The following is a 25,860-nucleotide window of genomic DNA, read 5'->3' on the forward strand; positions in this document are numbered from 1 at the left end:
ATGCGTTCGCGTCCGCCCAACGCGTCCGTGTGGGCAATGCGGTTACCCGCACTGTCGTACTCATAGCGGTCGATGCTGCGCTGCCCGTTGGCTAACACCGGCCGGGCGATCTCGATCAGCTGGTTGGCCCTGTCGTACGTGTAATCGGTGCGTCGTCCCAGCTCGTCGGTCGACACGCGCAGATTTCCCACCGCGTCATACGAGAAGTTCTTGCTATACCCCATCGCATCCCACGACTGCGCCACCGCCGGCTGCGCGAGACCGTAGTTCCACTGCTGGGTGCTCAGATGACCGTTCGCATCCTTCAGGCCCACGAGGTTACCGGTCAGATCGTAGTAGTACGTGGTGAGCGGAGCCATCTCTATCTGCGCCCCGTTCTCCAGCGTGACCATGACAGTCGGCTCGCGTTTGAGCGTGAGAGAACCCATCGTGTTATACGACGAGTAGGTCCAGTTGCCGCGCCCGTCCCTCTCCGCCGACACCTCACCGAACGCGTCGTGCTGCTGCAGACGGTCGATCGTCATGTCCTTCGCCAGTTCCTCGATCACACCGACGATGTCGACATTGGTGACCGGGTTATTGCGCGTGCCGGTGAGGAAGTAGCTCTGCCGCTCCATCAACACGTTGCCGGTGGCATCCATTGCGAGGTAGCGGTACTCGTACTCGACGTTCGTCGGCAGATCGCCCGCGTCGAACAGGAAGCGACCGGCGGCGTCGCGAGTGAGGATCGCCGTTTTGAACGGCCGATCATAGTCATCATCCTGCTTTGTCGATTCGCGGTAGTACAGCGTGATCGTATCGACGTTCGTAAGCGGCGCGCCGCTGCTGTCCGTCGGCGAAAACTGGAAGATCGACGGCAGTGCGCTGCCCGTCAGCGTCACGCCCGAATCCGTGTTGACGCCGATCCTGATGTCGCCCTGACCCATCGAGAGCGGCCGGCCCGCCGTGTCGTAAGCGGTGAACCTGATCGAATAGACCGAGTCAGGCTGCAATCCCGCTTTCGTTGTGTCCCACAGGAAGTCGCCCGCCATGCCGGACAACGTCGTGTACTGCGTGGTGCCGTCCTGCTCCCACGACACGACCATGTGGTCCGTGCCGGCCGGTTGGCTATGAAACACCACAGTCGATTTCAGGTCCACAAGGTAGCCGAGCGCGAACGACGGCGACTGGCCATTGCCCGGCAAATTGATCGTGCCGCGCAGTGCATCGATCTGTGCACCGGCCGAGTCGAACAGGTCGAGCGATATCTCATAGACTCCGCCGCCTAGCGACGCCATGTCGATCTGGAACCCGCCGGTGATCGGATTGCGCCAGACCGGATAGTCAAGCTGCCAACCTGGATTGTTCGGGTCGCGCAGGCGCACGACGATATAGTCCGCCAGCTTTCCTTCTGTGCTTCGTATGCCAAAGATATTCAGCGACTGCGGTGCTGCCCAGATATAGTTTCCTGACGCATCGACGGTAAAGCCGGGACGTGAGCTTGGCGACGCCGCAGGAAGGTCGGCTAATTCGATCTTCGGACCGTCGGTATGCGAAATGTGAAGCCTATAGCCATCGCGCCGAAGCAACGACCCCGCCTCGCCGTAACTACCATCGCTGACAGCAATGAAGATCACCTCATAGTCGTCGTCCGGCAGTCCGCTGGTGTCGACGGTAAACGAGTTTGGGAGGCTGCTCGAACTCTTTGGAAGCGGCAAAAATGTTTCTGTCGATCCCGCGCGACGGTAGTACAGCATGCCCAGAGTTCCTTCCGGGAGCGAATTGCGCGCGACACTCAGCAAGCCTGAAGCGACCTGCAGCGGAGCACTGGCGTCAAGCACATCACTGTTTCCGATCACGGCCTGGCCGTTGCTGAAGTTGATGAGCTGCGCCGACTGCGAAACCGTACCCGCGAGCACTGGACCCGATCCCGCGCTGAGCGGCGTCACGTAGATTTCAGCGGTCCATGTAAAGGTCACGCTTGAATCGACAAAAAAGCCATTTAACCAAAGCTGACCCGAACGCCAGTTGACCGGTACGCTCACCTGCGTCGCATTCATCGGCACCACGGCTGACCAAGCCGTACCCGACGGCCTGCCGAATGGCTGCGCAAACGCTGCCTGATCCTGTCCACCACGGATCTGCCATTCGGATCCGGAGGCGGTATAGCTCACGCGAACCTCAACGTTATAAGCACCATACAACTGCGCAAAGTCAGGCAAAGAAAAATCCAGGCTGCTCACGCTGATATCGCCGTTATCCTCAGATTTGTTCACAGACCAGGAGCCTGTCACGCTAACCTTTCCGTCTGCATCCAGCATTCCCGCATCGCCGTTGACGAGCGGCAACGTCGGCGCCGTCACCGGCCGCGCTGACGAATCGATCCACCCCGAGATGCTCAATTCAGTATTCGCGAACACCCCACCATCGATCGGAATATCGACCGGGCTAAAGCTGATGGTCGGTATCCCGCCCGACGTCTTCGGCTGCCGGATCTGAATCACCTGGTTGCGCGCGTCATACCGCGTGTAAGTCTGCATCATGTCGACGCTCTGCAGCAGCGCGACGAGATCGTCCCCGGTCGTGATCACGCGATAGCGCAGATCGCTCTCCATCGACTCGACCTTCAGCGTCGCATTGCCATTGCGGTCATACATGAACAGATGCGACACCCCGTCATCAAAGTTCGTGCGCACCACCCGGCCGGCGTTGTCATAGTCCGCATATTCCTGCCATTCACCGTTCGCGCCGCCGCCCCCCGTACGCCGTCCGGTCACTTCGCCATACGCGTTGTAGCGCTGCTCGATCAGTGCACCAGTTGACACCTGTGCACCCGTCGCTGCGTCACTCGTTTGGGTGACGCGCGAAATTTCGCGGTTTTCCGCGTCATAGGTGATTGTGGTGGAGTCGAGCCGCTGGTTCCCGTCCACATCGCTGCGTAGATAGAAGACGCTCGTGACATTGCCCACGGCGTCATACCGAAAATTCGTCGCCACACCCAGCGCGTTGACTTTCGAATGAAGTCGACCACCCGCGTCGTAGAGGTACGTGGTCACCTGGTCCGACTCACCCTTGCGGGTTTCCCTGACGACATTGTTCAGGCCGTCGTAGTCGTATATCGTGGTGACGCGCACCTGCCGGTTCTGATAGTCGGCGAACTGCGGCAGCATCTCGCCCGTCAGACGTCCGAGCGCGTCGTAGGTGAAGTCGTACTGGCTGCCGTTCGCGTCGACCTTGCGCAGCAGGTGCCCCTCTCCGTCGTATGAATAGTTCGACGTGGCGTCACCGGTCGACTGCACGAGCTTGCCGTTGGCGTCGACCTTCGCGAACTCAACGCCGACGCGCGACTCTCTCAGCAACCGGCCGTTGTTGTCCCAGGTGTAGTTGGTGATGCGATCGTCGGCGCTGCGGGGCCACGCGCTGACGATGGTATTGACGGAGGCACTCGCCGAAACCGGGTCCGGGAACGGCAGTGCAAACCGCGTTTCCTGCGTGACGTTGCCTTGAGCATTCACCGTGTACGCGATGCCGAATCCCTTCGCGTCGATTTCGAGCGTCTTCTGTCCGGCCTTGTTATAGAAGTAGGTTGTGCGGTTGCCGGCCGGATCGACGGTCGCGGTAACCTGGCCGCAACCATCGTATTCCCACGTCGTCACCAGCTCGCTGCCAGACGTGATGAAGTATTCGCCCCGCGCGTCGTCACCCGCGCTCGGATCGAAATAGCCTGTCGCTACATTCTGCACGCGGGACTGAGTGAGCCGGTTATCCGCGTCGTAGACGTATCGCGTTTCGCGCACACGGCTCGGATCGACCGGCTCAGGGGCCTGCGATCCAGTTGGTGCGACGACCGGATCCGCGTAGACCTGGGTAACTACCACGTTGCCTACTGGATCGTTCGTCCACAGCGTCAGCGTGCCGGTCGGGCTGACCTGCGCAGTCTTTCGGCCCGCCACGTCGTAGTACAACGTGGTGGTATGTCCATTCGCGTCGGTAATCGATGTGAGATTGCCTTGCGCGTCATAGACCCGTGTCTCGGTCGTGCTCGCAGGAAAGCCAGCCTGGTACACCGACACGCCGGTCAGCGTGATCTGCCGGTCAAGCAGGTCATACCCATAGCGCGTAACACGCTCCTCTTTGAGCCCCTGCGCTTCGATCGTCGCGATGCGATTGCCGCGCGCATCGTATTCGAACGTGTTGACAACCGCCTTGCCACCCGAAGTAACCGGTAGTGTTTCCGACAGCATCAGTCCACGGCGATCATACGTATAAGAAAACTGCCCGCCGACCTTGTTCGTATAGCTGGTGCGGTTGCCAAATGCGTCGTACGCGTAGATTTCGCCGTAGCCCTCGGCGTCGGTCGACCTCACCAGGTGGCCGAGCCGGTCGTACTCCATGCGGGTGACCGCCTTCGTATCCTGCGTCACCTTGACCGCATCGCCAAACGCGTCGTATTCGGTCAGCACGATGCTCGCCGTCGGCGAGACGACCCGCACCGCGCGGTTCAGCACGTCGTAGGAGATCTGGGTGATGTTCCTGTTCTGGTCGGCCGCCGTCACCCTATTGCCGAAAGCGTCATAGGTGTTACTGGTTATATAGCCGAGCGCATCGGCCGTAACCAGTAGATCACCCCTCGCGTTGTAGATACAGCGCGTGCGATACGCCGCCTGCAGATTGCTCCGCTGGCTGGGGCTGAGCGCTGCTGCCTCGAGCGCCTCGCCATTCGCGTCGACATAGCCACGCGCCTTGCGCTCGGCAAGCGCCCAGGCGGTGTCCCGCTCGGAAAGCTCCACCCCCCGTGGATCGGTCTCTGCGGTCACACGTCCCATCCCGTCATACGTGTAACGTGATGTCGCAGCGACTGACGTACCGTACGCGCGGGTCTGTTCGATCATGCGCCCAGCTGCGTCGAATACCGCATGTGTGACGCTCTGTTCGGGCAGACCATCGGCGACGCTCGTGTTCACCGCGCGTCCCAGCGCGTCAAGTTCATAGCGCGTGACGACGCCTGCCGCATTCGTCGTGCTCGTCAGACGTCCAGCGCTGTCATAGTCGTATCCCGTCTCGGCCGCCGTAGGCGGAGTGATTTGCGGCAGAAGTGCGGCAGCCTGTTTCTGGCTGGCGCTGCGCGCCGCTTCGTATCTGTCCGCGTAGCGGATGGTCGTCAGCAGATGGCCCGCTGGATCGTAACGTTGCTCCGTGACGTAGCCTTCGGCATCGATCACATAGGCCGGCCGGGCGGCGGCATCATAAATCCACGTGGTCGTGCGATCCCCGGACGGCCTCCCGACGTCAGGTGAGGCGAGCCAGAGCTCCAGCGTCGAGGCGTCTGGAATGCCGGCCCCCGCATACGGCGTCTGGTACTGCGTGCGTTCGAGGAGATTGCCGCCTGCGTCGTAACGGTTGGACGTGACGAAGCCGAGCGCGTCAATACTGGCCGTCACCCGGTTTGCCACGTCATAGACCATGCGCGCCGTGCGATCGCTCGCATGCGCCTGATCCGATTGCGCGCTCAGCGCTGTGGCAACGGCGTCGGCGGTAAGCGCACCCGCTATATTGACGGGGCTCGCATAGGTGATCGTGCTGATCACATTGCCGTTGGCGTCGTAGATGTTCTCGGCGACGTAGTTCAGCGCGTTGATCACGTAGCGCACGCGGCCGTCCGCGTCGTACACATATTGCGTGGTCTGGTCGCACAGTGGCTGAAGTGTCAGGTGGCCCGTGATGTAGGCCTCGGACACTGTGGCGGGCAAGTCGCCCAGGGAGTTCGCGAAGGCTGTGCGCGATACCAGCCGGCCTGCAGCGTCGTAGACATTCCTGACGAGTGCCCCGGTTGGCCCGACCGACCACGTCTGCCTGCCCTCCGCGTCATAGACGTAGCGTGTCACGCCCCCCGCCGCATCGGTCACGGACACGACATCGCCATTGGCGTCGTATGCGTAGCCCGTTGTGAGCCTGAGTCCTGCCGGGTCGACGACCGTACTGGTCAACCGCCCCGCCTTGTCGTATACGTTCTGCGTGACACGCGGGTTGCTGCTGCCCGCACCTTCGGTCACGGTAAGGACATTGCCGAGGCCGTCATAGGTGAAGGTTGTCAGCAGGTTCAGGCCACCTACATCGGTGGTCACGCCGACCGCATGGCCACCCGCGTCGTAGCGGGTTTCGGTGACGACCCCTGAAGGCTCCGTCACGCGGGTCGTCTGTCCCGTCGCGTCGTATTCATACCGGGTGGTGAGGTTCAGACCGGCCGGATCAAGCGTGCGCGTGAGCACGCGGTCGGCTGCATCATAGCTGTACGTGGTGTGAGTGCCGCGCGCATCCACCGTGTCGATCAGGTTTCCTGCATGATCGTAGCTGCGCGTGACGGTGGCACCCGTCGCATCGGTGACGCCTGTGAGGTTGCCGTCCAGGTCGTACGCGTAGCGTGTCGCGTTGCCCCTGCCGTCGGTCAGGGTGACAAGTTGCCCTGATCCATTGAACGACGAGCCGGTGACGATTCCCTCGGGCGTGGTCACCGTAACCTCGCGGTTGAAAGCGCTATACGACCACGTCGTCGTATGGCCGTTCGCATCGGTACGGGTCAGGACGTTGCCGAACGCGTCATAGGTCATACCCGAACGCGCGCCGGTGCCATCCGTGACCACCACGGTATTGCCGCTGCGGTCGTACTGCTGGCTGCGCACGACGCCGTTCGCGTCGGTGGACTGTGTGAGGCGCCCGAAGGCGTCGTAGATCGCGGAGGTGAGCAGGTTCAGGCCGCCCACGTCCTCACTCTGCTGGATCAGGTTGCCACGGTTGTCATAGGCGGAGGAGCTCAGCACGCGCACCCCCGCAGCGATATCGCGCACCACGGAGGTCTGGTCGCCGAACGCGTTGTATTCATAGCCGGTCGAGAAGCCCAGCGCGTCCGTCTTCTGCAGCAGGCGTCCCGACGTACTGTAACTGAACGTCGTGCGGCTCGCGTTCGTGTCCTCGAGTTCGGCAAACGTTATCCTGAGCGCATCAGTGAGCACGCCGCCCGCAAGGCTAGCCAGTGTGCCAGTCGCAACGCGCCTCGCGTAGACAAGCGTCTGCGTCACATCGCCGAACGTGTCGTACCGGTACTCGACGACTTCGCCCATCGGGTTGACCACGTGCGTCAGGCGCCCACCGCCGTCGTAGTAGTAGAGCGTCGTGTTGCCGTTTGCATCGGTCATCGATGTGCGGCGCCCTGCTGGATCGTACGCGTAAGTGACGCCCCACGACTTCCACACCGCGTCGACCGCGGCCTGAGTGGAGTTCGCGCCCAGCGCGGCCAGCGCCGCGCTGCCTTCGCCGGTCAGTTGTCCCGTAAGCCGTCCCAGCGCGTCGTAGCGGTAGGTTGAGGCGCGTGGGCCGGTGCCGTCATCCACTGTCTCGCCGTTGAGGTTGCCTTCGCGGTCGTAGGTGTAGCGTGTGGTGACGTCGCCGCTCACCGAATACAGGCTGCGTCCGGTCAGCCGTCCCATCGCGTCGTAGGCGTACGTGGTGCGCTCCAGTTCGCCGGGCGACACCGCCCACGCGAGCACCATCGCTGCCCGGTCCACCACGAAGCGTGCGCTGGTCTGCGCGCCGTTGGCGATCAGGCTCGCACTGCCCACCTCAGCCGCAAACGCGCGTTCACCGAGCGTCGCGTTCCGTACGATGACGTTCGCGCCCGACGCGCTGCGGAATTCGACCGTGTGGTTCGCGATGGGCACAACGTTCGCGGCGCTAAGCGTATAGGTTGCGTTTCCCGACGACGTGAGCGTCACGGCCCCGGTCTTCACGCCGTCGATCCACACCTCGACCACCGAGCCGGCCGTGCCACTTGCCTGGAAGCTCACCGCCACCTGCTGCGGGCCGCCCAGCTGCGTGGTGATGAGGCGCAGGCCGCGCGTGCGCTCCACCACGTTGCCCAGCGCATCATAGGTGTAGTTCGTCAGGTACCCTTCGCCATCGATTTCCGTGGTGAGCAGCCCTCGTGCGTCATACAGGTAATACGCGTGAATGTCCTGGGCGTCCGCTGCGGGTCGTAGGTCCGCGAGGGTCCCGGAGGAGCGATACCTGGTCGGAGTGGGTGTCGCGTAGCGGATCGTTTCGGTACGCTCGCCCGCCGCGTTGTAACGGTATTCCGTCAGATACCCCTCGGCGTCCAGTTGAGCGGCGATCAGCCCGTCGGCCGTATAGAAATAGCGCGTCCTGCGGTCCGCGCTGCTGGCAGCGGGCGTCACGGGCGGGTTGCCCGTCGGCGCGTTGGCCACATCGGCGAGCGTCGCATAATGCAGTTCGCTGATCACCTGCCCCTGCGGGTTGCGCAGGTCATACGCGTAGACTACCGTCGCGCCATCGGCAGCCACCGTCCGCACGAGCTTGCCGAAGCCGTCGTACACCCGCCAGTCGGTGCGGTCCAGGCTGTTCGCCGCCGGCCGCAGCCCCGAATTGTCCAGATCGAGCTGCCTGGGGCGGCCATTGACGAGCGTGGTCTCGACAGGCCGCCCGCTCGGGTCCGTCAGCTTCGCGAGCGCCGCAGCGCTCACCGGTGTCGCATAGCGGGTGGTGGTGCGGGGCAGTCCCGAATTCGTGTAGCCGTATTCAGTCAGCATGCCGTTCGGGTCGATCTGCGCGACGCGGCGCCCGTCCGCGTCGTACAGGTAATACGTGAGCGCCCCGTTCGCGTCGGTCATCATGCGCAGATTGCCCAGCGCGTCGTACACGAAGCGCTCGCTGGACAGCAGTTGGCCCGCCAGCGTGTCGGTCTGACTGATAAGCGAGCCCAACGCGCCGTATGTCGAGATGCGCGTGAGGCCGTTGCTGAACGTGACGAGCGTCTGGTGTTGCGTATCGTCGTAGCGATACAGCGTGAGGACACCGTCCTGGCGCGTGGCCGACAGTAGCCGTCCGAGTCCGTCGTAGGTGAACTGCTCGGCCTGCTGGCTGCCGATAGTGCCTGTGTAGCGCTGCAGCAGCCTCCCGGACGGGTCGTACACATAGCGCGTCTGTGAGAGTCCGTTCCCGACATTCGGGTCACCGGTGCCGTCGGTGAGCAGCCGTGCATACTGCGTCACGCTCGCCACGTTGCCCCGGAAGTCGTAGGCCACATCCGTGCGCGTGCCCTGGCTTTTATCGGCCAGCCCATCGACCCAGGCCGCCAGATCCGCTTCACCAGTTCCCGTGCCCGTATAGAAGCCACCGCCGTGCACGATCACTGAGACCTGCTGGCCCACCGCGTTATACCGGTATTCGGTCACGCGCCCCTCGGGGCTTACCACGAAGCGCAGGTGATCGAGATCATCGTAGATGTACCGCGTCGTGAGCGGCTGATAGGTCGGGCTGATGGTCTGCGTGAGCAGCTGGTTCCGGTCCCCCCAGGTGCGGATGATGGTCGTGCCGTCGCCCCTGCGCTCCTGGGTCACGTTACCGCGCGCGTCGTACGTATAGTCGACTGAGAGGTCCGGGTGGTCGAACACCAGCACACTGAGTACGTTGCCGCTCGCGTCATAGGTGAACTGGCGAAAGCCCGCGGTACTATTGTTCAGTGGATAGGAAATCTTCGTGAGTCGTCCTTCGGTGTCGTATGTGAACTGCGTGATGTTGTTCAGCGGATCGGTGAGCGTGGTCACCCCGGTCGCGACGTTGTAGGCGAGTGTCGTGACCTGCGGGCGGCCCGCATCGTCCGTCTGCGCGATCGTCGCCACCCGGTAGCCGCCGTCCACGAGGACGTAGGTGAAGGCCACCTTCGAGCCGTCGGACTGCGCGATCGATGCTACCCGGCCGCTCGTGCCGTCGTAGGTGTAGCTAGTAGTGAAAACGTTGCCGTCGACGATACTGCTATCGTCCGGGCTCAGGTCGACAATCACCTGCGCAAGCCGCCCCTGGCTGTCATAGGTATAACGTGTGGTGGTCGCGCTCGCCTGGCCGCCGCCGTCACGGTACACGCTGCGCAGCCCGGTGAGCTGGTTCGCGCCGTTGTAGTCCAGGTACGTGACCTCTCCGTTCGCCATCGAGACCTGCGAGAGCAGTCCCGCCGCGTTGTACGTGTAGGTGACCGTATTGCCGGCGCGGTCGCGCCCCGCGGCGAGCCGTCCACCCTGTGCGGCGTCATAAACCTCGGTGAGCTGGTTCGCTCCATCACTCCAGTTCCAGGTGCCCGACGAAGCGTCCCAGGCAAGCGTGGCGCGCGCACCGGTACTGATGCCGCCGCTGGCGACGTACAGATTGCGTGTGGCGTCGTACACGTAGGTCACGGCGGAAGCATCCCAGTCGGTGCGCGTGACCGTGCTGCCCGCCGTGTTCAGCATACCCGTGAGACCATCGACGATGCGCATGCCGCCAGGGCGCCAGTTATCGTCCGATAGCTGCCCGAGACTGTTATAGGCGCGGTAAATCGTTCCGTTCACGCCCTCGCCAAGCAGCATCAGGTCCTGGCTGCGGATGACGAGGTTGCCGGTCGCCGCATTCACGTAGAGCTGCTCGCCTGTCTGTCCCAATGCCGCGTCACCAATCTGGCCCAGTGATCCAAGCCCCAATGCCGACGACGACTGCAACCCCAAACCATTGCCCGTGACGATCGCTACCATCTATGCCCCGTACTTGTTCGTTAAGCCTTGCGCGATTGGTTTCCCGAACCGCTTCCGAACAAGTTGTCCGAAGATTTTTAGAACTGTTTAGCGAAAATCTCAGGCGCTCAGGATCTCGTGCGTCCTTGCGTGCGATGAAGCATAAATTGTGACGGCGATTGCCGGCCTGATCTCGCAATAAGGATCCCGCAGCAATTCCAGACTGCTATGCTAGAAAAGGGCTACTCACTTCCGATCCCTCACTTTCGGCTTTGTCCACCGACGCAGCGAACACCCGACGCCAAATGAACTCCACTTCCGAACACGCCGTTGCTTTGGCATCTGCCCGACTGACCCGGCTGCTTGCGTTCCTTGAGTCCGACCCCAACAACCTGTCGTTGCTAGGAGACGCCACCGCGTGCGCATACGACGCACAGCAATTCGAACGATGCGATGAACTGCTCGCACGTCAGCAAGCGCTCGGTGCGGTGCCGCCTGAGTCGATGCATCTGCGTGGACTGTGTGCCATGGCTCGTGGCAAATTCGAGGACGCGCTCCGGGCATTCGCCGCGTTACCGAACGGTGAAAGCCATCCCGCGATTCGCTATAACAAAGCTTATGCGCACGCCATGCTCGGCGCTTTCGACGAAACGCTAGCGCTGCTGGATGAAGGCGTGCTGACAACGATTCCGCAAGCCATCACGCTCCAAATGCGTTCGCTTCACCATCAAGGCCGCCTTGACGAGGTCATCGAAGTTGGCAAGCGGTATGCGGATCATCCGGAAACCGGCATCGAAGTCTGCGGACTCCTCGCCGCTGCTTTGTTCGATGCCGGACATCCCGACAGCGCGCAACAGTTCGCGTCTCTTGCAAAGAGCTCTCCCGACGGTCTCGCCATAGCTGGTTTGCTGGCACTCGGCGAAGGCCGCGAGTTCGACGCTATGGCGCTATTCGAGGAGGCGCTGCGCAGCCAGCCGGCACACAGCCGCGCGCTTCTCGGCACAGGGCTCGTGCTACTCGAGCAGCACCGCTTCGCGCAGGCCGCGCAATACATCGACGCCGCATCCGAATCGTTCCGCACCCATGCGGGCTCCTGGATTGCGGCCGGCTGGGCCCATTTGCTCAATGGCGATCTACAACTGGCGCGGTCGCGCTTCGAACAAGGCGCTCACCTAGATCGCGGTTTTGCCGAAGCCCCAGGCGCACTGGCCATCGTGGCGCTGCGGGAAGGCAGACTCGACGAGGCGCGTGCGCATACGAAGGTGGCGTTGCGGCTGGACCCCGAGTGTCTGTCCGCCGCGCTTGCGAAGAGTCTGCTCAGCACCTCCGCAGGCGATCAAACTACAGCGAGTCAAGTCCTCGATGCGGCATTGAATCGGCCCTTGGACCCACAAGGCAATTCGCTTGCAAAAGCGATCGCGAGAAAGGTGAGCCGGAGCAATAAGACCCCTCCCCTTAACAAATCGTCACAAGAACTGGAATAGGCAAACGCCTAATTTTTCGCGAATAGTCGATCATCTGCGAAATAGAAGCTATCCTAAAAATAAATGACGATCGACTATTTTGATATAAGCATCTACCTCTCTGATTACATTCATTTTTGATTCGTTTGCCTTACTATTTTCAATTTCACAGCTTCCAATTCGAAAGAAAACTCCCCATAATGCGGCCCACTTAAACACGGGACCTCATCCATGTCGGCAGACCAGGCACTCCAAATGATGACGCAGCTGTTCTGGAACAGCTTCCTCATTGCGGGGCCAATTGTTATTGCCACGCTCGTGGTCGGTCTGCTGATCAGTGTCTTTCAGGTCGTCACGCAGCTGCAGGAAATGAGCCTGAGCTATGTGCCGAAGCTCGCGGTCGCCGTCATCGTGACGGTTTCGCTCGCCCCGTGGATGCTCGCGCGTCTGACCGGTTTCGCAGCGTCGCTTTTCCGCAGCATTCCTGATCTGGGCTAACACAATGACAATCGAAGCCAGCACGAGCTGGACGCTCGGCGTTCTTCTTCTTTCGTTGCGAATCGGCCCGGTGTTCGTTCTTGCGCCGCCGTTCTCACAAACGCAGGTGCCCGCGCCGGTCCGCGTGTGCTTCGTGCTGGCGCTCGCCGCATGTCTGGCACATAGCGCTGCACCCGACGTCTACATGGACGGCGCAGCGCTACTCATCGCCGCTGCAGCCGAATTGATGCTGGGCCTCGCGATCTGCTTCGCGTTCCAGGCCGCGTTTGCCGCGCTAACGTTTGCTGGCCGCGTGCTCGACGTCCAGGCCGGCTACGGTCTCGCGATGGTGATCGATCCGGGTTCGCGTGCACAGGCGCCGCTGTTCGGCACGATACTCACGCTCGTCGCGGGCCTGCTGTTTTTTGCTTCGGGCGGTCATCTCGAGCTGGTACGGCTTTTGATTGCGCTAACGAGCGTCATACCAGTCGGCTACGCGCGAGTCGCCGTCACCCCCGATGCGCTGATCAGCTATTTCGGCATTGCGCTCGGCATGGGTCTGTCGGTCATCGCGGCCGCAATGGTCACACTGTTTCTAATCGATGTTTCGATCGCCTTTCTCTCCCGCGCGTTGCCGCAAATGAACGCACTGATGTTGGGTCTGCAAATCAAAGTCATCGCGACGCCCGTCATGATGGCGCTATCAGCGGGTCTACTCGCACCTGCGACATTGCGTTTGCTGACGCACGCATTGGCTTTCGTACCGTCCCTGGATTAGTCATGTCGGATACGGAACAGAACAAATCGGAACAGGCCACTGCTTACAAGCTCGAGCAGGCGCGCAAGAAGGGTATGGTGCCGCGCAGCCAGGAGCTCGGCATGGTGCTCGGCCTGCTTGCGAGTACCGGCTACCTGTCAGTGTGGGGCGGAGAAATGGCGGCACGTCTCGCTTCGCTCGGCGCTCATGCGCTGAGCGAAGCCGCGTCACTCGACGCAAGCGGCCGTGCGATGCCGGTCGCGTGCGCGGCGCTGCTGCTGCAGGGCGCGCAGGCAGTTGCGCCACTGATTGCGATTGCGATGGGTAGCGCGCTACTGTCAGCGCTGATGCAGACCGGCTTCCTGTTCGCCCCCGGCGCACTCAGGCTGGACACCAGCAAGCTGAATCCGGTGCAAGGTCTCAGGCGTGTTTTCTCGATACAGACGCTGATCGAAGCCGCCAAGGCATGCTTCAAGATGGTCGTCTATGTGGCGATCATCCGTTTCACGATCGTCGATGCGGCCGTCTCGCTCGCACATGAGGACCTGTCCGCGGTACGCATTGCCCAGACGCTGCTCGCTAGCGGCGTCCACCTGCTTTTCATGCTGCTCGCGGCCGCGTCGGTGTTCGCGTTGCTCGACCAGGTGCTGGTGCGACGCTCATTCGCGAGAAAGATGCGTATGAGCCGCTACGAGCAGAAGCAGGAAATGAAGCAGCGCGAAGGCGATCCGCGCATCAAGCAGCGGCGCCGCCAGTTGCAGCGCGAATTGCTGCAGCGTTCGCGCAGCATGAAGGCGGTGCGTAGTGCGGACGTGATCGTCGCGAACCCGACGCATTATGCGGTCGGTCTGAAATACGATCCGTCACGGATGGCCGCGCCGCATGTCGTCGCCAAAGGGGCCGGCGATTTTGCACTGCGTCTGAAGAAGCTCGCCTTCATCTATGGCGTGCCGGTCATCGAGTCGCCACGTTTCGCCCGCGCGCTCTATTTCAAGGCAGTGCTCGAACGCGAGGTGCCGGGCGATCTGTATCGCGATACCGCGGCGATCTATTTGCAGGCGCGACGTGCGCCGTCGCAGGTGATGTCCGCATGACGCTTCGATCCCGCCTGCGCAATCATTCCGACCTCGCGCTCGTCTTCGCCGTCGTCGCGATCCTGTTGCTGCTGTTTACACCGATTCCGGCAGGGGCGCTCGACCTGTTCATCATCGTCAATTTCGCATTCGCGTTCACGATCCTGTTGATGACGTTTTACGTGTCGCGACCCGTCGAGTTCTCGACGTTCCCTTCCCTGCTGCTGATCGCGACGCTGTTCCGCTTGTCGCTGAACATCGCCGCGACCCGTCTGATCCTGTCCGGCGCCGAAGCGGGCCAGGTCATCGCGGCAATCGGCGCATTCGTCGTGCAGGGTAACTTCGTCATCGGCCTGATCGTCTTCTTCATCCTGATCGTCGTGCAATACGTGGTGGTCACGACCGGCGCGCAGCGCGTGTCGGAAGTCGCCGCGCGCTTCGTACTCGACGCGATGCCCGGCCAGCAGATGAGTATCGACGCCGACCTCAGCATGGGTCTCATCGATCAGGACGAAGCGAAGCGCCGACGCAAGGCGCTCGAAAAGGAAGCCGGCTTCTACGGCTCGATGGATGGCGCGAGCAAGTTCGTCAAAGGCGATGCGGTAGCCGGCATCATGATCCTGCTGATCGACATTCTCGGCGGCTGGGCGGTCGGCGTCGCGCAGATGGGCATGCCGCTCAGCCAGGCAATGCAGACCTTCACGCTGCTGACGATCGGCGACGGCATCGTCACGCAGGTGCCCGCGCTGATCATTTCCGTCGCGACCGGCATCATCGTCACGCGCTCGTCTGCGGACGGGGAGCTCGGCAACGAGGTGCTGCGTCAGCTCGTGCAATTCCCGAAGATACAGATCCTCGTCATCGTCGCGCTGACCGGCCTGCTCGCGCTGCCGGGCATGCCGAAATGGCCCGTGCTGATCCTTGCAACGATCGCGGGTTGCGCCTGGTGGATCGCGCGCCGCAAACGAAGTGCGGCGCCGGATAACCAGGCCGCGACGGACGGAGACGACAGCGACGCGGCCGCGGCCACCCAGGCCACCGATCTGCCGGCCGTCGAAGTGTCGTTCGGCGCCGCGCTGACGGCCGCATGGATCCCGACGCAAAGCTTGCTGGCCGAACGCATCGCGGCGTTTCGCAAACAGTACGCGGGCGAGATGGGCGTGTCCATTCCGCCCGTGGTGTTCCGCGACGGCACGCAGCTTGGCTCCAACGACTACCGGATCCTGCTGTTCGGAGACCGCTTCGGTCAGGCAACGCTGTATCCGGAAAAAACACTCGCCATTCACTCGTCGGACAAGGGCGAGAAGGTGCCCGGCATCGCCACTCACGATCCGGCCTTCGGGCTGCCCGCGGTATGGATCGATACGGCCGACCTGTCGCGCGCGCGCTCGCTCGGTTACACCGCGGTCGATCCGCTGACCGTGCTGATCACACACGTCACCGAGGTGATCAAGGCCAATGTACCCGCGTTGCTGTCGCGCACCGAAGTCGTCGCGATGCTCGAAGGAGTGCGTTCACGCACACCTGGCCTCGTCGAGGAACTCGTGCCGAACGTGCTCGCCGTCAGCGACGTGCAGCACGTCTTGCAGAATCTGCTGACCGAGCAGGTCGCGATCCGCAATATCGGCCTGATCGTCGAAGTGCTGGTCGACGCGGGTCGGCATGAAAAAGACCCTGCCGCGTTGAGCGAGCGTGTGCGCCAGCGGCTCGGCCACGGCATCTGTCAGGCAATCCAGAGCGATCACGATGCGCTTGCAGTGCTGACGCTCGACCCCGCGCTCGAAAACGCGATCGTGCAGAACCTGCAGGGTGCTGACGGCACAGGCGCGTTCGTGCTCGATCCGCGCCTGGCCGAAAGCTTCCTCGCCCGGCTCGCCGCGCAGGTCGACGCGATGATGCGGCAGAACCTCAAACCTGCGTTGCTGTGCCGCCCGGAAATTCGTCGTCATCTGAAAACCTTCACGCATCGTGTTGCGCCACGGCTCGCCGTGCTGTCGATGAACGAGGTTCCGCACTCGATCAGCCTGAGATCGTTCGCGATGGTCAGTCTCGACGCAACTGCGGCTCGGGCTCCCGCGCGCGCCGCGCAGCCCTCGAACGCTGCAGCGCTCGCCGCCTGAGTGTCGAGCAGCTTCCCACCTGCCTGCCAGATTGAAACGGATTCCTGATGGATAACATGATGACTGTCGCGGCCAGCCTGATCTCGCACGAAACGCGCCGGATCGAAACCGCTGGGCAAAACCTCGCGAATGTGGCCACGCCCGGCTACAAGCGGCAGATCGCGTTCGACGACGTGCTCGCAGCCGGACGCAGCGGGACGGTCCCTGTGTCTGCCATGCTCGCGCCGCCGCCAACCGGCATCGCCACCGACTTCTCCGCCGGCAAGCTGGTCCACACCGGCAATCCGCTCGATCTGTCGATCAGCGGCCCCGGCTTCTTCGAGGTAATGACAGCGAGCGGTCCGGCCTACACTCGGCTCGGCGCATTCCAGCGCGATGCCGACGGACGTCTCGTCACGGCCCAGAGTTGGGCGTTGCAAGCCGCGGGTGGCGGCGACGTGGTCCTGCGTTCGGGCAACTGGCAGATCGCCAGCGACGGCACGCTGATTGACGACGGCACGCCTTCGGCCGTGATACGCGTCGCAACTTTTACGGATCCGACCCAACTCGAGCGCCGCGCGGACGGCCTGTTCCATGCCACGGACGCGCAGGCCGTCGACGCCGAACAGCCGCACATCGCGCAGGGCTTTATCGAATCGTCGAACGTCGCGGTCGGCAACGACATGATGCAGATGATGGAGGCAATGCGCCGCGTCGAGTCCGGCCAGAAGCTCGTGCATGCGTACGACGACATGGTCGGCGCCGTTTTGCAGCGTTTGGGAGACATGTAATCGTGAACAACGTTTTTTATATCGGCGCGATGGGCTTGAACGCGCAGCAGACAGCCGTCGACGTCACAGCGAACAACATCGCGAACATGAACACACCGGCGTTCAAGCGCGGCACGGTGTCCTTCAGCGAGTTGCTGACGTCGGCGGTCGCCCCACTCAGCCGCGCCCCGGCCAACGAAACCGTCACCATCGCCGCGGGCGTGGCGGCCGACCCGTCGCTGCACGTTTTCACGGCGGGCGAGTTGCGCCCGACCGGCAGCGCGCTCGATCTCGCGATTCGGGGCGACGGCTTCATCGAACTGGCGTCGGACTCGGGACCGGCCACGTTGTGGCGCGGCGGCACGCTGCACGTCGGGGCCGACGGTTATCTGACTGCGTCGAACGGCCTGCCGCTCAAAACGATGATTTCCGTTCCGCGCGACGCCTCCAGCATCACCATTTCGGCGACCGGCCAGGTGCAGGCGGTTCTGCCGAACCAGACCGACCCGATTGATCTCGGCGAAATCGAACTCGTGATGCCGACTGACGTGCGCGCGCTGCAATCGGCCGGCGACGGAATCTATCGCATTCAGGACGACGGGATCACTGTCAGCCGCGTGCGTCCCGGCGAAGACAACACTGGGACGTTGGCGCAAGGATTCAGCGAAGCCTCGAACGTGTCGCTGTCGGATGAGCTCGTCAGTCTGATGCTGTATCAGCGTGCGTATGCGTCGAATGCGCGACTCGTACAGGCCGGCGATGAGTTGATGGCGATTGCGAATGGATTGAAGCGGTAAGCCAGCTTCGCAATCACGGTCAAATACAGCCAGCCCATGTTCAATACGAGCGCGTTCAATCTTATGTCGCCCATCCGATGTCGCCAGTTCAACGCGTTTGCGATCGCGCTCGCCTCCGTGGTCGCGAGCGCGGCAGCCTACGCCTCTGACGCGGCGGTGAAGTTCCGCGCCGCCGCCGACATCGACGGCAACGTCGTGCGATTCGGCGATGTCGCCGACCTGAGCCCTGTGCCTGTGGCCCTGCAAAAGCAGGCGGCCGAGCTCGTCGTCGCGAGATTGTCCGAATCGGCTACGAGTGTTGCGGTAGAGCCGCGTCGTCTCGCCGAAGCGGCCCGCCGTCAGATGCCGGCCCTCACGCCGTGGCTTTCCATGCGGGGCACTCAACCGGCCGTCGTCATCAGCCGTCCTGTTCGCGCCATGTCCGGTTCGCCGAGCGACGCTCGTTCTGCGCCGCCGGCACGCTGCGTCGAACTCGTTCGTAATCTCGCGAAAGGCGATGCAATCACGTCCGATAGCGTGCGCGGTATCGCGTGCCCGCAGAAGCTAGTCATGCGCGGCGTTCACTACGACGGCAAAGCGCGCGTCGCGCGTGCGGCTCAAAACCTCGTGCCCGGCGACGTGATAACCGGCATCCCCTCACAACGTCTCGCCCAGGTCATTCGCGGCGAACGCGTTGTGGCCGTCGTACGAACGGGTGCCGTCACCGTCTGGCGAACCGGCATCGCATTAACGGACAGCGCGCGTGGCCGCGTAACCATGATCGCGACAGGCGATCACGACATCGTGGCCATTCCTGCTACCACCTCGCTGTCGAAGTAACTCAGTCATGCAACCCAAGATCCGTTCAACGCTGGCAACGATAGGCATCGCCTGGTGCGCGCTCACGCCCACCCACGCCGCCGACCTCTTCCACAGCGACGCCTACCAGTCGCTGACCTCGGACCGCCGCGCCTCGCGCCCGGGCGACATCGTCACGATCCTCGTCTATGAGAACTCGACCGCAAGCAATACTGCGGACACGTCGACCAAAACGAACGTAGCTGTGCAGGGCAACGTGTCGACAATGTGGGCCGGCAGCAATGCTGCGCAGATCGGCCTCGGCGATAACTACGGCGGACGCGGACAGATCCAGCGCACGGGCCGTTTGCTCGCGCAGATCAGCGCGCGCGTGGAGGTGACTGAGCCGAATGGTGACCTGATCGTCGCCGGCGAACAGGCCATCGACGTCAACGGCGAAAAGACGCGCATCCATCTGCAAGGCCGCGTGCGTCCGGTCGACATCGCCGCGAACAACACAGTGCAGTCGAACCGCCTCGCGGACGCGAAGATCGACTACGTCGGCGAAGGCTTCATCACCGATCGGTCGAGACCCGGCCTCATTCCCCGCTTTCTCGCATGGTTGGGCTTATGGTAATGCGGCTCTCTTCTCGCACGATGCGGTTCATCCAGGCCGTACTGCTGCTCGTATGCGCGATGGCCGCGGGCAGCGGTCCAGCGCACGCGGCAAATGAAGTGCGCCTCAAAGACCTCGGACGCTTTCTCGGCTGGCGCGACAACATGCTCGTCGGCTACGGCATCGTGTCGGGTCTCGCGGGCTCGGGCGACACGCCGCGCAATCAGGCCACGCGTCAGGCCATGATGAACATGATGTCGCAGTTCGATCTGAATCTGACCCAGGACCAGATCCAGAGCCGCAACGTCGCCATGGTCATGATTACGGCCTCGCTGCCGCCGACCGCCAACATCGGCGACCGGATCGACATCAACGTCACGTCGATGGGCGATGCACGCAGCCTGTCGGGCGGCACGCTGATCATGACGCCGCTGCGCGGCCCCGACCGCAAGACGTACGCGCTCGCGCAAGGGCCGATAACGGTCGGCGGCTACCGCTTCGACGCCAACGGCAATCTGCGCCAGAAAAATCATCCGACGGTCGGTACCGTGCCGCAAGGTGCGATCGTCGAAGTACCGGTGCGCGCCGAGCTCGTCACGCAGGGCGGCTATCTGAACTTCGTCCTTCGCAACGCGGATGCGACCACGGCAGAGCGCATCGCACAGCGTATCAACCAGGCGTTCGGCGCCAGCAGCGCGCGCTCGCTCGACGCGGAAACCGTCCAGATCCGCGCGCCCGGTGAAGGCAGCGCGCTCAACAGTTTCGTAGCGCGCGTGGAGACGCTCGGCGTCGTGCCCGATCAGGGCTCACGTGTCGTCATCAACGAACGCACGGGCACCGTGGTCGCCGGCGGCGACACGCACGTCTCGCCGATCACGATTTCGCACGGCGACATTCGCGTGACGGTCACGACCGAATACTCGGCGTCGCAACCCGAGCAGATCGGCATTGCGGGCCGCGGCGTGCGCAGCCTCGTGATCGGCAACAGCGATCTTTCCGTCGACGAACCCGGCCAGACCGTCGCCGCAACGTTCCCCTACGGCTCGGTCGGCGAACTCGTGCAAGCGCTCTCGCGCAGTCGTGTCAGCACCCGCGACGTGATCGCGATTCTCGAAGCCATCAAGGCGGCGGGCGCGTTGCACGCCGACATCATCGTTCAATAACAGGAGGAACCGCTATGACGATCAACCTCGTCGCCGCCATCGCCGGCAAGGCCCTCGACGGGCTGTTCGCACGGCAAACGGCCACCGCGCAGAACGTGGCCAACGCCGGCTCGGCGAATTTCACGCCGCTGCGGGTGTCGTTCGAGGATGCCTTGCGCGCCGCCGCCGCGTTGCATCCCGGCGACACGCCGGCCAGCGTGCTCGCGCGTGTCGCGGGTGTCGCGCCCCGCATCGACGCGCCGCTGCCGCTCGCCTCGAATACCGTGCGAATCGACGACGAAATTGCTACGGCATCTGAAACCTCGGCACGTTACGCGATGCTGGCCGGCATGCTCGATCGCACGATGCAGATCGAGAAACTCGCGATAGGCGGAGGCTGAACCGATGACCGATTCCATCTTCGCGATTGCGCGCTCCGGACTCGACGTCGAGCGCCAACGCATGGAAGTCATTGCGCAGAATCTGGCCAATGCGGGCACGACGCGCACGGCAAGCGGCGCGTCTTATCAGCCGCTGCGGCTCGTGTCGGGGCCGCGCCTGGCCGCAGGGGACTTCCCCAGTCTGCTCGGCAACGGCGGCACGCCCGGTGCGCACAGCGCCGCGGGACTTCCCACCACGCGTGGGCTCGGGGGCGTCCAGACCTATGGCATCGAGACGGTCGACGCGCCGCCGCGCCTCGTCTACGACCCGTCGCATCCGCACGCGGACGCGAAAGGCTTCGTGTCCTACGCCGGTCTCGATCATGCCGGCGAGATGGCGCTCATGGTGCAGACGTTGCGCGTGTACGAAGCCAACACGGTGATGTTCAACGCGGCACGCTCGATGTATATGCGTGCCCTCGAAATGGGGAGCCACTGATGAGCATCGCCGTAATCCCCGCGCTCGAACCGGGCTTTCTCGCGCCGACGTGGCAAACCGGCCTGGCGCCGTCGCTCGCGTCGCAAGTGGAACAAGGCCTCGGCGCGACCACTCAACCCGGCTTCGGCGCTCTACTCGTCGATGGCCTGCAATCGGTCGACACGCAGGTCAGCACCGCCAATGCAGCGATTGCCGACTTCGCGCTCGGCGCGGACCTGCCGCCGCATCAAGTGATGATGGCGCTCGAACAGGCCCGCATATCGCTGCAATTCGCGTTGCAGATCCGCTCGCGCCTCGTCGAGGGCTACCAGGAACTGATGCGGATGCAACTCTGAAATGGAAGCCAGCATGTCCCGCTTCAAGTCGTTTTTTGCCGATGCGTCGCGCGAGCGGCAATTCTTGATGGTCGGCGCGCTATCACTGCTGCTGTGCGGCGCGATGGCAGCCGCGTTTTTCCTGTCACGGCCCGGCTATCAGGTCCTGTTCCGCGATCTGAAGCCGCAGGACGCCTCCGCGCTCGTGGCCGAACTCGACAAACAGAAGGTACCCTACCGGATCGACGACGAGACCTCCGCGATTCTGGTGCCCGCCGGCGATACGCGCGCGCTGCGTCTGAAGCTGATGAGCAGCGATCTGCGCCTGCACGGCGCGGTCGGCTTCGAGCTGTTCAATAACTCAGATCTCGGCCTCACCGAGTTCGCGCAGAAGGTCAACTATCAGCGCGCGTTGCAAGGCGAACTCGCGCGCACGATCATGACGCTCGACGAGATCGACCTCGCGCGCGTGCATCTGACGCTGCCCGAGTCGTCGCTGTTCCGGCGCGATGCGGCGCGGCCCAAGGCCTCGGTCGCGCTGTTCATGCGCGACGGCCAGGCGCTCGCTCCCGAAACGGTGCGCGGCATCCAGCGGCTCGTGGCCGCAGCGGTGCCCGAGCTGTCCGCCAACGACGTCACTGTGCTCGATCAACGCGGCGGCGTCGCGGGCACGAAAGCCGGCGAAAACGCGATGACCGACGACCCGCATTTCACTTTGAAGCAGGCGATCGAGCAACGCTACGAACGTAAGATCCTTACGCAGATTGCGCCGCTGGTCGGCGACGGTCATGTGAGCGTCAGCGTCGACGCGGCGCTTGACTTCGCGCAGACGCGCACGACGCGCGAGTCGGGTGTCACCCGGCCCATCGTCAACGCCGACGGCGCGGCCAGCGCCACGCCGCCGCTACCGTCAACGAAAAACGCAAATGCGTTGCCGCCCGCTGGCACGCCGCCGCTGCCCGCAATGCCCTCCGTGGAGGGGACAAAGACCGATCGCAGTCTCGAGCAGATCGTGTCGGAACCCGGTTCGATCCGCCGGCTATCAGTCGGCATCGTGCTCGACTATGCCTTGCCGCAAGACGATATGACACGCATAAACGCGATGCTGGGCGCGTCGATCGGTTTCGACGCGGCGCGCGGTGATGTGCTGTCTATCTATGTGCGTCACTCCGGCGACGTAGCGACGAGTGTGATTGCGCAAACGACGCCCGCGAACGCCGGCGTTGCGGCACCAGTCGAGCCCGATGCGAGCGCTGATCTGGAGGCCGGCGCCACGATTCGCGCCGCATCCGAACCCGTCGCATTGGCCGTCGCAAAGTCCGCCGCACGCGACGCCGACGCACGGCGCGTGGAGGCTGTGGTCCAACACCTCGCGCAATGGATGGCCAGTCATCCGGCCGCCGGCGTTTGCTCTGCCCTGTTGCTCGTCGGCATCATTGGCGCGTTGCTCGCGATGCGCCGGCGTCGTGCTTCCCGCCGCTCGCCGTCACGTACTTTGAGTCTGCATCAGCGCGAAGCCTACGTGCTGCGCTTACGTGCGCTGCTCGCCGAAGAAGGAGAGCAGCATGACCACGCCTGAGCGCGACGCATCGCGCGAACGCCGTCTGAGGCGCGCGGTTGCCGATCTGAGCGGGCTTGCGATCGACGACATCGAGGCGATCTGGAGCGCGCTCTCGCACGACGAGCGCGCGCGCTTGCGACCGCTGCTCGCTGACGCGGCGCGCGCCGCACCCGGAAATCTGGTGGCGGCGATGACGGCCCCGGCGACAGATGACCGCGTTGCGATTGCCAGCGACGGCCATTCGCCTGAAGACGCGCGACTCGCCGCATCACGGCTTGCGCGTTTCGCCAAGACCTTGCCGCATGAACTGCTTTGCCGGTTGATGTCTTGCGTGAATGCACCGACCCGCGAGGCCGTGATCGCTGCGTTGCCGCCCGAGCGCCGCGCAATGCTCGCGCCACATGGTCGTGCATCTGACATCACGGAGCGCGCGCGTAAGGCGTTGCAGGCTGCGGCGCTCACAGCCAGCGCGCAACTCGGCGATATCTCTGATGATGACGGCAAGCCGCCGCAGGTCGAACCATTGCGGCTCCACCAGAAGCTTCGCCGCTGGATGGGGCGGTCCGCATGAGTCTGCTGCTGAAAGCCGCGCAGGTCACGCTGGGCAGCGGACGCAAGACGCTCGGTCGAACCACGCTAGTTGCCGTAGCCGCCGAGCCGTCCGAACACGTGCCGGTGCACGTTCAGCACGCTTTCCAAACCGACGCACAGATCGACGAACTCAGACGCGAGCTGGCGGAACTCGCGCAAACGCATGCCGAGCAAATCCGCGACTTCGAGGAACGGGAACGCGCCGCCTATCAGCAAGGCATCGAAGAAGGCATCGAAAAGGGGGTAGCGCGCGTCAAGCTCGATCACGTGCAGCGGATCGAAGCACTCGTCGCCGGTATCGACGCGGCGCTCGCTGCGTTGCGCGACCGCCTGCAAGCAGTCGAAAGCCTCGCGCTCGATGTCGCACAAGCCGCGCTGCGGAAAACCCTCGGCGACACCACTGCGTGTGCGGCGCTCGTCGTACAAACCGCGCGCCATCATCTCGCGCAGATCGCGGCGGGGTCGGCGATCGGCGTGCGCGTGTCCGCGAAAGACTTTCCTGACGCCGATGCGCTGCGCGACGCATTCGCCACGCTCACGCGCGATACCGCACTGACGGCCGACGCCGATCCGCAATTGGCTGCCGGCACGTGCCTGATCGATCTGACACTCGGCCGCCTCGACGTGAGCCTGCCGCGGCAGCTCTCGCATTTCAATCGCACGCTCGACGAACTTCGCGCCGATGACTGACCGTCCCTCGCTTCACCGCTATCTTGTCGCAATGCGTCAGGTCGATCCGGCGACCCGGGTCGGCGCGATCACGCGCGTAATGCCGACGTTCGTCGAAGCGGACGGACCCGGCGTGCCGCTCGGCTCGCGCTGCTCACTCGGCGCGCCGGGTCCGCAGCAATGCGAGGCGGAAGTCGTCAAGGTCGAGGTGGGCCGCGTCACGCTGGCGCCGTACACGTCGACGGCAGGGATCTGCGTTGGCGACCCGGTGTGCGCAATGCGAGTGGGAGCAACGATCCCCGTTGGGCCGCGCTGGCTCGGACGCGTCGTCGATCCCCTGGGCCGGCCGCTCGACGGCGGTGCACCGCTTCCCGCGAACGACGCCTCATGGCCGCTCGCCGGCGTCTGCACGCCGCCGCTCGATCGCCTGTCGCCGGTCGAGCCGCTGGAGACCGGCATTCGCGCGCTCGACGGCCTGCTAACGCTTGGCGTCGGCCAGCGCGTGGGCATTTTTGCGGGCAGCGGCGTCGGCAAAACGACCCTGCTCGCGAGCCTCGCGCGCCACGTCGAAGCCGACGTCTGCGTGCTGTGCCTCGTCGGCGAGCGGGGCCGCGAAGCGGAGGAGTTCTGGCAGCGTGCGCTGTCCGACAGCGCGCGCGCCCGCTCCACGATGGTGGTCGCAACCTCCGACCAGCCTGCCGTGATGCGCGCCCGCAGCGTGCAGGTGGCGCTGTCGCTCGCCGAGTATTTTCGTGCGCAGGGCGCGCACGTGCTGCTGCTTCTCGATTCGGTCACGCGCTATGCGCTCGCGCTGCGCGAGATCGGCCTCGCGGCCGGCGAGCCGCCGACCGTTCGCGCGTACACACCGGGCGTGTTCGCCGCGCTGCCGAAAATCGTCGAGCGGTGCGGCGCCATCAGGAACAGTGGCGCGATCACCGCGCTGATGACCGTGCTCACCGAGACCGACGACATCGACGATCCGATGGCCGAGACGATGCGCGCGCTGCTGGACGGCCATATCGTGTTGACGCGCGAACTCGCCGAACAGGGTCACTACCCGGCGATTCAGGTGCCGAGAAGCATTAGCCGTGTGATGCAGTACGTCGCTGAGCCCAACGAACGGCGGCTCGCCGCCGAAGCCGTCGCGCAGCTTGCAGCGTACGAAGCGTCGCGCACGCTCGTCGAATCGGGGCTTTACGCGCCGGGCAGCAACCCGGCGCTCGATCGCGCGCTGCAACAGCGCGCCGCGCTAATCGATTTTCTGCGTCAGGCCCCTGATGCGACGACGCCGCGCGCGACGACCATCAACGCGCTCGCTGCTTTGCTTCGGGAAGTTGCATGAC

The 25,860-nt window shown here is 63.8% G+C and carries 18 protein-coding genes; 17 read left to right on the plus strand and 1 reads right to left on the minus strand.

Annotated features, from left to right (window positions below):
- On the minus strand, positions 1-10,553 hold a 10,553-nt coding region (locus HDG39_RS31995; RefSeq protein ID WP_184011918.1), incomplete at its 3' end, for a hypothetical protein.
- Positions 10,554-10,837: 284 nt separating this feature from the next.
- Between HDG39_RS31995 and HDG39_RS32000 the strand changes: the two genes are divergently transcribed.
- The 17 genes from HDG39_RS32000 to HDG39_RS32080 all read left to right on the plus strand — a co-directional run bounded on the left by HDG39_RS32000 (position 10,838) and on the right by HDG39_RS32080 (position 25,859).
- Positions 10,838-12,016: a tetratricopeptide repeat protein gene (locus HDG39_RS32000; protein WP_184011920.1), complete on the plus strand. Its 1,179-nt coding sequence runs from the start codon at positions 10,838-10,840 to the stop codon at positions 12,014-12,016.
- 234 nt (positions 12,017-12,250) lie between these two features.
- On the plus strand, positions 12,251-12,493 hold the full coding sequence (locus HDG39_RS32005; protein WP_260321071.1) for a flagellar biosynthetic protein FliQ: 243 nt from the start codon (positions 12,251-12,253) through the stop codon (positions 12,491-12,493).
- Between the two features lie 4 nt (positions 12,494-12,497).
- Positions 12,498-13,250, plus strand: coding sequence for a flagellar biosynthetic protein FliR (locus tag HDG39_RS32010; protein ID WP_184011924.1), 753 nt, complete (start codon positions 12,498-12,500; stop codon positions 13,248-13,250).
- A gap of 2 nt (positions 13,251-13,252) precedes the next feature.
- The gene (locus HDG39_RS32015) at positions 13,253-14,323 is read left to right on the plus strand and encodes an EscU/YscU/HrcU family type III secretion system export apparatus switch protein (protein ID WP_184011926.1); all 1,071 of its coding nucleotides are present in this window, start codon (positions 13,253-13,255) and stop codon (positions 14,321-14,323) included.
- Complete coding sequence (locus HDG39_RS32020) at positions 14,320-16,422, plus strand: flagellar biosynthesis protein FlhA (RefSeq protein WP_184011928.1); 2,103 nt, start codon at positions 14,320-14,322, stop codon at positions 16,420-16,422. The genes HDG39_RS32015 and HDG39_RS32020 overlap by 4 nt, the downstream gene beginning before the upstream one ends.
- Positions 16,423-16,469: 47 nt before the next feature.
- Positions 16,470-17,192, plus strand: coding sequence for a flagellar hook-basal body protein (locus HDG39_RS32025; RefSeq protein ID WP_184011930.1), 723 nt, complete (start codon positions 16,470-16,472; stop codon positions 17,190-17,192).
- Positions 17,193-17,194: 2 nt separating this feature from the next.
- Positions 17,195-17,968: a flagellar hook-basal body protein gene (locus HDG39_RS35730; RefSeq protein WP_184011933.1), complete on the plus strand. Its 774-nt coding sequence runs from the start codon at positions 17,195-17,197 to the stop codon at positions 17,966-17,968.
- A 117-nt stretch (positions 17,969-18,085) separates the two neighbouring features.
- Positions 18,086-18,787 (plus strand): flagella basal body P-ring formation protein FlgA, encoded by a 702-nt coding sequence (locus tag HDG39_RS35735; protein ID WP_221305941.1) that lies wholly within the window; start codon positions 18,086-18,088, stop codon positions 18,785-18,787.
- A gap of 7 nt (positions 18,788-18,794) precedes the next feature.
- On the plus strand, positions 18,795-19,382 hold the full coding sequence (locus HDG39_RS32040) for a flagellar basal body L-ring protein FlgH (protein WP_184011937.1): 588 nt from the start codon (positions 18,795-18,797) through the stop codon (positions 19,380-19,382).
- Entirely contained in the window at positions 19,382-20,524 is a 1,143-nt protein-coding gene (locus HDG39_RS32045) for a flagellar basal body P-ring protein FlgI (protein WP_260328416.1), read from the plus strand. Before HDG39_RS32040 ends, HDG39_RS32045 begins: the two co-directional genes overlap by 1 nt.
- A gap of 14 nt (positions 20,525-20,538) precedes the next feature.
- A complete protein-coding gene (locus HDG39_RS32050) occupies positions 20,539-20,904 on the plus strand; it encodes a flagellar basal body rod protein FlgB (protein WP_184011941.1) in 366 nt (121 codons plus the stop codon).
- Between the two features lie 4 nt (positions 20,905-20,908).
- Positions 20,909-21,382, plus strand: a complete 474-nt coding sequence (gene flgC, locus HDG39_RS32055) for a flagellar basal body rod protein FlgC (RefSeq protein ID WP_184011943.1) — start codon at positions 20,909-20,911, stop codon at positions 21,380-21,382.
- Positions 21,382-21,717, plus strand: a complete 336-nt coding sequence (gene fliE, locus HDG39_RS32060) for a flagellar hook-basal body complex protein FliE (RefSeq protein ID WP_184011945.1) — start codon at positions 21,382-21,384, stop codon at positions 21,715-21,717. Before flgC ends, fliE begins: the two co-directional genes overlap by 1 nt.
- 13 nt (positions 21,718-21,730) lie before the next feature.
- Complete coding sequence (gene fliF, locus HDG39_RS32065; protein ID WP_260328417.1) at positions 21,731-23,275, plus strand: flagellar basal-body MS-ring/collar protein FliF; 1,545 nt, start codon at positions 21,731-21,733, stop codon at positions 23,273-23,275.
- Entirely contained in the window at positions 23,262-23,828 is a 567-nt protein-coding gene (locus tag HDG39_RS32070; protein WP_184011949.1) for a hypothetical protein, read from the plus strand. Before fliF ends, HDG39_RS32070 begins: the two co-directional genes overlap by 14 nt.
- Positions 23,825-24,538, plus strand: coding sequence for a FliH/SctL family protein (locus HDG39_RS32075; RefSeq protein WP_184011951.1), 714 nt, complete (start codon positions 23,825-23,827; stop codon positions 24,536-24,538). Before HDG39_RS32070 ends, HDG39_RS32075 begins: the two co-directional genes overlap by 4 nt.
- Positions 24,531-25,859 (plus strand): FliI/YscN family ATPase, encoded by a 1,329-nt coding sequence (locus HDG39_RS32080; RefSeq protein WP_184011953.1) that lies wholly within the window; start codon positions 24,531-24,533, stop codon positions 25,857-25,859. The genes HDG39_RS32075 and HDG39_RS32080 overlap by 8 nt, the downstream gene beginning before the upstream one ends.
- Position 25,860 lies beyond the last annotated feature (1 nt).

It is taken from the genome of Paraburkholderia lebeckiae, from assembly GCF_014201005.1.
Classification (GTDB): domain Bacteria; phylum Pseudomonadota; class Gammaproteobacteria; order Burkholderiales; family Burkholderiaceae; genus Paraburkholderia; species Paraburkholderia tuberum.